10 protein-coding genes are annotated in these 10,614 nt (G+C 62.6%); all 10 read left to right on the forward strand.

Going from position 1 to position 10,614, the window contains the following annotated elements:
- The first annotated feature begins 124 nt into the window (after nt 1-124).
- The 10 genes from AX672_RS12795 to AX672_RS12840 are packed head-to-tail and all read left to right on the forward strand — an operon-like array spanning nt 125 to nt 10,596.
- Nucleotides 125-892: a FadR/GntR family transcriptional regulator gene (locus tag AX672_RS12795; protein ID WP_052209041.1), complete on the forward strand. Its 768-nt coding sequence runs from the start codon at nt 125-127 to the stop codon at nt 890-892.
- Nucleotides 893-923: 31 nt separating this feature from the next.
- On the forward strand, nt 924-2,063 hold the full coding sequence (locus tag AX672_RS12800) for an NAD(P)H-dependent flavin oxidoreductase (protein ID WP_066272559.1): 1,140 nt from the start codon (nt 924-926) through the stop codon (nt 2,061-2,063).
- 15 nt (nt 2,064-2,078) lie between these two features.
- Nucleotides 2,079-2,876, forward strand: a complete 798-nt coding sequence (locus AX672_RS12805; protein ID WP_231731334.1) for a ubiquinone biosynthesis protein COQ4 — start codon at nt 2,079-2,081, stop codon at nt 2,874-2,876.
- Nucleotides 2,873-4,045 carry a thiolase C-terminal domain-containing protein gene (locus tag AX672_RS12810; RefSeq protein ID WP_066272562.1) on the forward strand — a complete coding sequence of 391 codons (1,173 nt, stop codon included), beginning with the start codon at nt 2,873-2,875 and terminating at the stop codon, nt 4,043-4,045. Before AX672_RS12805 ends, AX672_RS12810 begins: the two co-directional genes overlap by 4 nt.
- Nucleotides 4,045-4,491 (forward strand): Zn-ribbon domain-containing OB-fold protein, encoded by a 447-nt coding sequence (locus AX672_RS12815; RefSeq protein WP_176473672.1) that lies wholly within the window; start codon nt 4,045-4,047, stop codon nt 4,489-4,491. The genes AX672_RS12810 and AX672_RS12815 overlap by 1 nt, the downstream gene beginning before the upstream one ends.
- A 44-nt stretch (nt 4,492-4,535) precedes the next feature.
- Entirely contained in the window at nt 4,536-5,729 is a 1,194-nt protein-coding gene (locus AX672_RS12820) for an acyl-CoA dehydrogenase family protein (RefSeq protein WP_231731335.1), read from the forward strand.
- Entirely contained in the window at nt 5,729-6,823 is a 1,095-nt protein-coding gene (locus tag AX672_RS12825) for an acyl-CoA dehydrogenase family protein (RefSeq protein WP_040110202.1), read from the forward strand. Before AX672_RS12820 ends, AX672_RS12825 begins: the two co-directional genes overlap by 1 nt.
- Nucleotides 6,824-6,844: 21 nt before the next feature.
- Nucleotides 6,845-8,458, forward strand: a complete 1,614-nt coding sequence (locus tag AX672_RS12830; protein ID WP_040110201.1) for an acyl-CoA synthetase — start codon at nt 6,845-6,847, stop codon at nt 8,456-8,458.
- The gene (locus AX672_RS12835) at nt 8,455-10,062 is read left to right on the forward strand and encodes a flavin-containing monooxygenase (protein ID WP_040110200.1); all 1,608 of its coding nucleotides are present in this window, start codon (nt 8,455-8,457) and stop codon (nt 10,060-10,062) included. Before AX672_RS12830 ends, AX672_RS12835 begins: the two co-directional genes overlap by 4 nt.
- 18 nt (nt 10,063-10,080) lie before the next feature.
- Complete coding sequence (locus AX672_RS12840; RefSeq protein WP_231731337.1) at nt 10,081-10,596, forward strand: alpha/beta fold hydrolase; 516 nt, start codon at nt 10,081-10,083, stop codon at nt 10,594-10,596.
- Nucleotides 10,597-10,614: the final 18 nt, after the last annotated feature.

Consider the following 10,614-nt stretch of genomic DNA (forward strand, 5'->3'; position numbering starts at 1 on the left):
TGCAATCGCTCTGATCCCTTAGCGTACGTTTTCGAACATTCTCTCACCGGACCCCATTCAAGCCAATGCCCGATGGATGATTTGAGCCTAGACATCGCAATGAATTAATGCTTATACCCTTTTTATGATTTCGAAATCGAACGCCTCACTAAATCCCGGCACGGTTGCCGCAATCAAGGCCAAGCGCGCATTGCAGGTTGCACAGGCAATCGTTCTGGACATCCAGTCGAATGCACGGGAAATCGGTGACAGGCTGCCTCAAGAGGAAGACATGCTCGCGCGCTACGAGGTGGCGCGCGCGACGTTGCGCGAGGCGCTCAGGTTCCTCGAACTCCAGGGCGTTATTCATCTCCAGCTGGGCAGGGGCGGTGGTCCTGTGGTATCGCGACCGCAAACCCGGGATTTCGCCAGTTCGCTCTCGCTGATCCTGCAATTTATGGACACCGATCTGCGCGCGCTGCTCGAATTGCGCGAAGCAATTGCGCCTGACATGGCGGCGCGGGCGGCAGAGCGAGCGACCAATGCCGATCTGGCCGCGCTTTCTGATTGTTATGCCCAGCTTGAACGTGACAGCGAAACTGCTGCTTTCGAGGAAACCAACCGCCGCTTTCACGACCTGCTGGGCTGGGCCAGCGGCAACCCGACCTTTGGATTGCTCACTTCAGCTCTGCATCTGCTGACCCGCGACATGGCGGTGGAGCTTGGCTATTCCGCACAGGAACGGGCCAACCAGTTGCGCTGCCTGGCCCGCATTCTGAGTGCGGTTCGCCTGTGTGATTCCGACGCCGCCCGCCGCCATATGGAGCGGCTCGTCAAGGGTTCTTCCGAATATCTGGCCGAACGAAGCCCCGAACTTGTGGCGCAAAAGGTGCAGTGGGGAGAGGTGGCTTAGATCGGCCAAACGGGTTTGGATGGAGAGGGCAATGGCACTGAACAGTCGAATTTGCAGAATGCTCGGGATCGAACATCCCATCGTCCTGGCCGGGATGGGCGGAGCAAGTGTCCCCGCCCTGGCGGCCGCCGTGTCGAATGCAGGCGGTCTGGGCGTGCTGGGAGCGGCAGCCTGCTCACCCGAACGCCTGCGCAGCTGGATCCGCGAGACGCGCTCGCTCACCGACAAACCTTTTGGCGTCGATACCTTGCTGCCGGCTTCGGTCCGCCGGGGCAAAGCTCCGGAAACCGGTGCAGCCCCCGCAGATCCGATGGCGGTGTTCGGCGAATACCAGCAGTTCGCTCGCGATTTCATGTCCAGCGAAGGACTGGATGAGGTCGATCCCATCGCAGCGATGCGCGCCGCCGCCGGGGCGGAAAGCGAGGGCGGCCCGCCGCTGTTCTCGAAGGAATTCTTCGAGGCGCAGATGGAAGTGGTGATCGAGGAAAAGGTGCCCGTCTATGCGGCGGGATTGGGCAATCCCGGACCGTGGATGGACCGCCTTCACGCCAACGGCACGATCGTCATGGCAGTGGTGGGCAAAGTCAAACATGCATTGCAGGTTGTAGAGTCGGGGATCGACATGATCGTCGCGCAAGGCCACGATGGCGGCGGGCACAATTCGCCGGTCGGGACGATATCGCTGATCCCCCAGGTGGTCGATGCCGTTGGCGATCGGGTTCCGGTGCTCGGCGCTGGCGGCATCACTGACGGTCGCGGCGTGGCAGCGGCCTTCATGTTGGGTGCGGAAGGGGCTTGGGTAGGAACGGCATTCCTGGCAACTGACGAGGCAGGGATCGAGGATTTCCAGAAGCAGGCCATCGCCGAAGGCGGCGATGGCGACACGGTGGTCAGTCGATCGATTACCGGCAAACCGGCCCGGATGATCGCCAACAAGTGGGCCAATGCCTGGATCGAGGCCGGCAAAGAGCCATTACCCATGCCGTACCAATCGATGGTCGCCGGCCCGGTCATGGCAGCGGCGATCCGCGACAAGCGCATGGATGTGCTTCCCGGTTTTGCGGGACAGGGCATCGGGCTGATCAAGTCGGTCCGGCCCGCGGCCGAGGTGATGCGCGATCTGGTCTCCGATGCCGAAAAGGCCTTGGCCGGGGCCAAGCGATTTGGGTGAAGAGGCCGCGGCAACATGGCTAGCGAGGCGAAGATGCAGGGTCTAGAACTGAAGCGCAGAATCCGACCGGTGGAAGCCTTCTCGGCGATGAAGGTCCTGCTCCGCGACAAGGAAGACACAGCTCAGGTTTTCAGGATCGTCGAGGCCTTGGCCGGAAACAGCTATTATCACCATTTCAGGCGATTTGCGGAATCCGAAGGCGGAAGGCGCATCCTGGCCAGCCGCAGCAATCTGCTCGAACACCTGCGCGACCGCGAACGGCTGGCACGCTGCCCGATCGGAAGCCTGGGGCAGCGGTATCTGGCATTTGTCTATGGCGAAGGGCTGAGCGCCGACGGTCTGGTCGAGGCGAGCAAAGTAGGTGGTGTCCGGTCGTTCGTTGACCCCGATGTTGCCCTTTTCCGCAACCGGATGAGAGATTCGCATGATCTCTATCACATTGTCACCGGCTATGGCCGTGACGGACTGGGCGAAATTTGCGTGCTGACCTTTGGCAACGCCCAATTCTACAATCACGGAATTGCCTTCCTGCTTCTACTTGGGCTGTTCAAATCAAGGCGCGAGCACCCCGAATTGCCGGTATTGGGTCCGATGATCGAAGCCTGGCGGCGTGGTCGCTCCGCCAGGAACTTTTCCGAAATCCAGTGGGAAGAATTTCTGGATCGCCCACTCGAAGAGGTTCGCGCAGCGCTACTTCTGGCTCCCGCGCCCCGATACCGCGCGGCTGAGCCCGAGGCCAAGCGGATCGAGGTCGAATTCCAGGTCCGCCGCGAACTGGCATTGCAACGCGAAAGAAACCTGGAACCGGCATGAGCTTTTCCGACAAAGCAGCTATCACCGGCGTCGGCGAAACCGACTTCGTCAAGGGAACCGAGCGCACTGCCGTTGACATGATGCTGGAAGCATCGCGCAAGGCGATTGCCGATGCCGGCCTGAAACCTTCGGACATCGACGGCATGGTGCCGCCGCCGATCTATACCACCAGCGAGGAGCTGGCCGCTAATCTTGGGATTGAGGTGCTGCGCTATGCTGCGACCGTCCATATGGGCGGCGCCAGCCCGACCACAGCGCTGCAGAACGCGGCGATGGCGATTGCCTCCGGGCTGTGCGATCATGTGCTGGTCACGCTCGGGTGGAACGGGTTTTCGGCACTTCGGCCCAAACCCGGGGCTCCGCCGACCCGGCCGATGAACATGAACACCCTGACCAACACCATCCAGGGCTACTACATTCCCTATGGTGTGTTCCTGCCGGTGCAGATGTATGCCTGGCTGGCGATGCGGCATTCGCGGCTCTACGGGGTAGGCCCGGAAGCGACTGCGGCAATCGCTCTGGCCTGCCGCAAGCACGCCCAGCTCAACCCCAAGGCCTTTACCCATGGCAAACCGCTGGACTGGGACACCTATCATTCGGCGCGGTGGATTTCGGAACCGTTCCGGCTTTACGACTGCTGCCTTGAAACCGATGGCGCCTGTGCGGTGGTGGTATCGCGCCTCGATCTTGCGCGCGACATGCCGCACGTTCCGGTAACGATTGCGGGCGCGGCCGAAGGGCACCCGTACCCTGCCGACGATATTCCATCCCGGCCCGACCCGTTCAGAATCGGCCTGTCCTATGCCGCCCCCAAGGCTTTCGAAATGGCCGGAGTATCGCGCAGCGACATGGATTTTCTCCAGGTTTATGACTGTTTCTCCTATGTCGTTCTGCTCCAGCTCGAAGCGATGGGCTATTGCGAACCGGGCGGCGCGCTCGATTTTGTCAAGGACGGTCAGATCGAGCTTGGCGGGAACTATCCGCTCAACACCCATGGCGGCCTGCTCAGCGAAGCCCACGTCTGGGGGCTCAACCACGTAATCGAGGCGGTCCGCCAGTTGCGCCACGATTGCGGCGAACGCCAGGTTGAAGGCGCCCGGACCGGGCTGGTCACCGGGTGGGGCGATCTGGGCGACGGCAGCATCGCCATCCTGCGGAGGTTCGACTGATGAACGAAGATCTCCCCCCCAAGGCCCGCGCTGCAGTCGCAGCCCCGCCCAAGCCGCTGCCGCGACCGCAGGACCCGGTCGAACAGGAGTTCTGGGACCGCTGTCAGGATGGGCACCTCCATTTCCAGAAGTGCCAGAGCTGTGGTTCGTGGCGGCATCTGCCGCGCTACATGTGCGCGCGCTGCGGATCGCCGGACTTCGCCTGGGAGCAGAGCAGCGGCAAGGGCACAGTGTTTTCGTGGACCGTGGTCCATCAAGCGCTACATCCCGCCTTCGCGGCCGACATTCCCTATATCGCCGCCGTGGTCGAACTCGACGAGGGGGTCCGCATGGCCACCCGTCTGGTCGATTGCCCGATTGACGCTGTCCGTCTCGACCTGCCGGTGACACTCGCGTTCGAGACCATCGGAGAAGACTTCCGCTTGCCCGTCTTCCGGCCGGCCTGAAAGGACGCTGTGCAATGGACCTGAGTTACGGCCCCGAGTATGAGATGTTCCGCGAGGAAGTGCGCGGCTTCATCGCCGCCAATCGTCATCTCGCACCAACGAATGCCGGTCGCGCGGCGCGCCCGTCGAAAGAAGGCGTAGCCTGGCAGAAGCTGCTGATTCAGCACGGCTACACCGCGCGCACGATTCCTCGCGAATACGGCGGGTTCGGGGCCGAACCAGACATACTCAAATCCCGGATCATCGCCGAGGAGTTTGCGCGCGCCGGGGTGCCCGGAGGACTTGCCAACCAGGGCATTTCGATGCTGGTGCCGACCTTGCTCGAGCTTGGCACCGAAGAGCAGAAGCGGCGCTGGATCGAACCGACGCTCGCGGGCGATGTGGTGTGGTGCCAGGGCTATTCCGAACCCGGATCGGGATCGGACCTCGCCAGTCTCAAGACCAGCGCACGGGTCGAAGGCGACGAATTCGTCATCAACGGCCAGAAGATCTGGACCAGCACCGCCAAGGAAGCGGACATGATCTTCTGCCTGGTACGGACCGAAGGGGACGCCGCCAAGCATCAGGGGATCAGCTATCTGATCTTCCCGATGACCACGCCGGGGATCGAAGTCCGCCCGCTCAGGACCATGACCGGCCATGCGGAATTCAACGAAACTTTCTTCACCGACGTGCGCGTGCCAGTCGATCAGATTGTGGGGCAACGCGGGCAAGGCTGGTTCGTCGCCAACGCCACGTTGGGACACGAGCGCGGGATGCTGGGCGATCCCGACGCGCTCGAAAACCGCCTTTTGGCCCTGATCGCGCTGATGAAGGTGGAACAGGTTGACGGTGTCCGGGCGATCGACCTTCCGGCCTTCCGGGATCGGCTCGTTGCTCTCCAGGCGGAAGTCGCGGCGATGAAATACAACGGAATGCGGATCCTCTCGAACCAGATCAAGGGCGAACCGGGCGGCCTGGCCAAGCTGATCGTCAAGCTCCAGGCCTGCGAGCTGGCCCACCAGATTTCCGCTTTGGCGATCGACGCTATGGGCGAATTGGGAATCCTCTACAACGGAAGCGTCCACGAGCGCGAGCACGGCAGCTGGCAATGGAACTACATGTTCCAGCTCGGCCTGATCATCGGCGGGGGGACCGCCCAGATCCAGAAGAACATCATTTCGGAGCGAGGCCTCAACATGCCGCGCGAGCCGCGCCTGGACCTGCCCAAAGGCCCGTCGGCACAGGGAGGGCAGTGATGGACTTCGGACTTTCGCAAGAACAGCAGATGCTGGCGGAAAGCGTGACGCGCCTGTTGCGCGAGCTCTGCCCGCTGGATGAGGTCCGGCACGTCGCCGAAGGCGCAAGCGCAGTCAGCGCGCAAACCCAGGCTGCGCTCGCCGAGATGGGATTGCCCGGGCTGGTTGTGCCAGAGGCTCATGGTGGCCTGGGCATGGGGATGCTCGATGCAGCGGTCGTCGCCGCGGCGCTGGGGGAGGCGGTAGCCCCAGTGCCTTTTGCCGGTCGCAACGTGATGGCGCCGCTCGCCTTTATCGAGGCCGGTACGGAGGCGCAGAAGGCGCAATGGCTGCCTAAGATGGCGTCCGGTGAAGCGCGTTTCGGCGTTGGCGTGCAACAGCTGGTCAGCAACCGTGATGGTTCAGGCCTGCTCTGCACTGATGGAAAGTTGACCGGCGCGGCGCTGTTCGTGCTCGATTGCGAAGGCGCCGATTACTTCCTGGTCGCCGATCAAACCGGGCGGCTGCACATCGTATCGGTGCAGGCAGACGGGTTGCAGCTGATTGACCTCAAGACGATCGACGCGACGCGCTCGGTCGGCGAACTGCGGCTTGCTTCGACCCCGGCGGAAGCTCTGTCCGACGATGGCGGCGCAGCGGCGCGGCGGGTGATTGCGGCGGGGCGGATCTTGCTCGCGGCGGACAGCTTGGGCGCCGCGGATGCGATGATCGCCCAGGCGGTTGCCTATGCCGGGCAGCGCGAACAGTTCGGCCGGGTGATCGGCAGCTTCCAGGCGGTCAAGCACATGTGCGCCGAAATGACCGCGAAGAACGAACCATGCAGGTCGCTGGTGTGGTATGCAGCCCACGCCTTCGATGCGGCGCCGGAAGAGGCGGCCCTGATGGCGTGCCATGCCAAGTCCCACACCGGCGAAGTGGGCCTCTTTGTCGCTCGCACCGCGACCGAGGTGCATGGCGGCATGGGCTTCACCGACCTGTTGGGGCTGCATTACTGGTTCAAGCGGATCGGCTTTGACCGGCAGGTTCTGGGTGGGCCCGAAGCAGTCCGGGAAGAGGCGGCGATATTGCAAGGCTGGACCGCAAGAGCGGCCTGACAGAGCGAGAGGACAGTTCGAATGGCGCAGTGGAATCTTGGTGACATTCTTGATGCGATCGAGCCTGCGCTTCCCGCAGACACCCCGGCTCTGATCCACGGCGCGCGCGTCATCACCTGGGCCGAAATGGGTGCGCGGTCGAACAATATCGCCCGGTCGCTCGCGGCCCATGGCCTCTCGCCGGGAGCCAAGGTGGCGTTCTACATGCGCAACCGCCCCGAATACGGCGAACTGATGGCGGCCTGCTTCAAAGGCCGGTTCACCCATGTGAACATCAACTATCGCTACCGCCCCGAGGAGGTGTTCTACATCTTCGACGATTCCGACAGCGAGGCCATTTTCTACAGCGCCGAATTCCGCGATTGCATCGTCGAACTGAAGGATCGGTTGGCAAAGGCCAAGATCTTCGTCGAAATCGGCGATGCGGCGGCCAAGGCACCGTTTGCGCTTGCCTACGAGGACCTGGCAGCAGCGGGGGATGGCTCGCCATTAGGGATCGAACGGTCACCGCACGACGAGTTGTTCATCTATACTGGCGGGACCACCGGCATGCCCAAAGGCGTAGTCTGGCGCCACACCGACATGCGCGAAGCGCAGCTCGATGCGCAGCGCCTGCTCGCGCCGGTGCCCGACAGCCTTGACGAGGCGGTCGCGATGATCCGCACCGACGGACCCGGGCGGATGACCTTGCCGGCCTGCCCGCTGATGCACGGAACCGGGTTCATCACCGCGATCGGCACCCTGGCTTCGGGCGGATGCCTTGTCACGCTGGACAACCCATCGCTCGACGCGGTCGAGCTGTGGGATGCGGTCGAGCGGAACAAGGTGCAATCGATCGCGATTGTTGGCGATGCCTTCGCCAAGCCGATGCTCAAGGTGCTCGACGAAAACCCCGGCCGGTTCGACATGTCCAGCCTGATCACCATCGTTTCATCGGGCGTGATGTGGAGCAAGGAAGTCAAGCAGGGGCTGATCGGGCACATTCCGCAGGTGGCCTTGATGGACAGCTTCGGGGCTTCCGAAGGGCTGGGTTTCGGCCGCTCGGTGACCACGGCTGCGGGGACTACGGAAACCGCCAAGTTCACCATCGGCAGCATGTGCGACGTGTTCGACGAGAACGACCAGCTGGTGCTTCCGGGCAGCGGCACACCGGGGTTCATCGCGCTCAAGGGACCGATCCCGCTCGAATATTACAAGGATCCTGAAAAATCGGCGCGAACTTTCAAGACCATCGGCGGTGTCCGCTATTCGATTCCCGGAGACTGGTGCACGGTCGAGCCCGATGGCAGCCTGACCCTGCTCGGCCGGGGCAGCGTCTGCATCAACACCGCGGGCGAAAAGGTCTATCCCGAAGAGGTCGAGGAAGCGCTCAAGACCCATCCGGCGATCGAGGATGCGCTTGTCGTGGGGGTGCCCGATGACAAGTGGGGCCAGGCGGTGACTGCGGTGGTTCACCTCGCAGCGGGCGAAACGCTCAATGAAACGGAGGTGAAGAAACACGTCCGCAGCAAGCTGGCGGGCTACAAGACCCCCAAGGCCGTTTTCGCAACCGCGATGGCGCTGCGCGCGCCCAATGGCAAGGCGGACTACAAGGGTGCTGCGCAAATCGCTGCCAAGCTGAGCGACGCGCGATGAGCACACCTGAACCTGACTGCGATGCGCTGATAATCGGCGCGGGCTTCAGCGGCATCTATCTGCTCCATCGGCTGCGTGAGGCGGGGTTTCGCGCAAAGCTGATCGACGCCGCCGCGGAGCCAGGCGGGATCTGGTACTGGAACTGTTATCCCGGTGCCCGGGTCGATTCGCACGTTCCGATCTACGAATTCTCGCTGCCCGAGCTGTGGCAGGACTGGACCTGGAGCGAACGGTTCCCCGGCGGCGGTGAGTTGCGACGATATTTCCGCTATGTTTGCGACAAGCTGGAGCTCTGGGCCGACATGGCCATGGGGACGCGGGTGTCCGGTGCCCGCTTCGATGGCGACAACAATGTCTGGCGTGTCGATACGCCGCAAGGCGAGCAGATCAGCGCGCGGTTCTTGCTACCGTGCGCTGGCTTCGCCGCCAAATCCTATACTCCTGACATTGTCGGCCTTGAGTCTTTTGCAGGCGAACGGCACCATACCGCGCACTGGCCGCAGGGCGGACTTTCGTTCGCCGGAAAGCGGGTGGCAATTATCGGAACCGGGGCAAGCGGTGTCCAGGTGGCGCAGGAAGCCGCGCGCGACGCCGCGCAGCTGACCTTGTTCCAGCGCACCCCGATCCTGGCTCTGCCGATGCAGCAGCAGCCACTGAGCCTTGAGCAGCAAGCGCAGGAAAAGGCTGCCTATCGCGCGATCTTTGCCAAACGGCAGACCTCGAACGGCGGCTTCGACGCCGATCGAATGGAAATCAGCGCGCTCGACGTCGATGCAGTCGAACGTACCGCAACTTTCGAACGTCTATGGCGAGCCGGCGGCCTGCGGTTCTGGTACAACAATTTCTCCGACCTGCTGACCGATGAACGGGCCAACCGCTTCGCCTACGATTTCTGGCGCGACAGGGTCCGCGCGCGGATTGCCGATCCCTCGCTTCACGAGGCATTGGCGCCGATGGAACCGCCGCATCCCTTCGGTACGAAACGTCCATCGCTCGAACAGAACTACTACGAGATATTCGCGCAGGGCAATGTGTCGCTGGTCGATCTCAAGCACGATCCGATCGTGCGCGTGGTCACCTCAGGAATCGAGACCGCGAGCGCCCTGATCGAATGCGACATTATTGTGTTCGCTACAGGCTTCGATGCCGGTAGCGGCGGACTGATCGACATGAAGCTTCGCGGCACCGAAGGCTTTGACCTGGGCGAGGCGTGGAAGGACGGGGTGCGCGCCTATCTAGGCTATTCGGTTACCGGCTTCCCCAACATGCTTTTTCACTACGGCCCGCTGAGCCCGTCCGGATTTTCGAACGGTCCGACTGCTGCCGAGCTGCAGGGTGACTGGACAACGGATTTCCTCCTTCACCTGAGGAACGAGGGGTTCACGCGGTTTGAGCCCGACCCGGCGGCGGAATGCGAATGGACCGAAATGGTCGAACAGATCGGCGCGATGACGCTCTTTCCCAAAGCCAGGTCCTGGTACATGGGTGACAATATCCCGGGCAAGAAGCGCCAGCTCATCAACTTCCCGAGTGTGTCAACCTATGCCCAGATCTGCGCGGACGTCACCGCGAATGGCTATCGGGGCTTCACGCTGGGGTCGTGAATTTTATCGGAGATTACCTTGTCGAGTGACATAACGAACGGCCTTGGCGATATCGATCCAGAGTGGGCGCCGAACCCTGAAGAATTGCCCCGATGGTTTGTCGATGCCCTTGCCGTTCCCCGCGATGAAGGCTTCGTCGAGGTCGATGGCACCAGGATCCACTATTTCCGGTGGGGCCGCCGCGGAGCGCCACCGGTGTTGATGACCCATGGCTTCCTCGCCCACGCCCGCTGTTTCGCATTCATCGCGCCATTCCTCGCAAAGGATTACGACGTTGTGGCCTACGACCTGTCTGCGATGGGCGACAGCGCGGTGCGCGAAAATTGCGACTTAGCGGCGAGAGGCCGCGAAATGATCGGGGTGGCGCGGGCGCTGGGTCTGTTCGACGGCGCCCCGAAACCAGCGATCGTCGCGCACAGCTTCGGTGCCAGCGTCGCGCTGGAAGCGCTCGAACAATTGCCCGGAGGCTTTGCCGGTGCAGCCATTTGCGACATGATGGGGTCGGTACACAGAACGGACCCAGATATACGCTAAGGTTTTGCCGTGCCTTCG

Source organism: Sphingomonas sp. CCH10-B3 (genome assembly GCF_001556185.1).
Lineage (GTDB): Bacteria > Pseudomonadota > Alphaproteobacteria > Sphingomonadales > Sphingomonadaceae > Sphingomonas > Sphingomonas aquatica.

Bases quoted from the DNA above. Each gene is read 5' to 3' on its own strand.
- AX672_RS12795 (WP_052209041.1), top strand. From the start codon at position 125: ATGATTTCGAAATCGAACGCCTCACTAAATCCCGGCACGGTTGCCGCA.
- AX672_RS12800 (WP_066272559.1), top strand. From the start codon at position 924: ATGGCACTGAACAGTCGAATTTGCAGAATGCTCGGGATCGAACATCCC.
- AX672_RS12805 (WP_231731334.1), top strand. From the start codon at position 2,079: ATGGCTAGCGAGGCGAAGATGCAGGGTCTAGAACTGAAGCGCAGAATC.
- AX672_RS12810 (WP_066272562.1), top strand. From the start codon at position 2,873: ATGAGCTTTTCCGACAAAGCAGCTATCACCGGCGTCGGCGAAACCGAC.
- AX672_RS12815 (WP_176473672.1), top strand. From the start codon at position 4,045: ATGAACGAAGATCTCCCCCCCAAGGCCCGCGCTGCAGTCGCAGCCCCG.
- AX672_RS12820 (WP_231731335.1), top strand. From the start codon at position 4,536: ATGTTCCGCGAGGAAGTGCGCGGCTTCATCGCCGCCAATCGTCATCTC.
- AX672_RS12825 (WP_040110202.1), top strand. From the start codon at position 5,729: ATGGACTTCGGACTTTCGCAAGAACAGCAGATGCTGGCGGAAAGCGTG.
- AX672_RS12830 (WP_040110201.1), top strand. From the start codon at position 6,845: ATGGCGCAGTGGAATCTTGGTGACATTCTTGATGCGATCGAGCCTGCG.
- AX672_RS12835 (WP_040110200.1), top strand. From the start codon at position 8,455: ATGAGCACACCTGAACCTGACTGCGATGCGCTGATAATCGGCGCGGGC.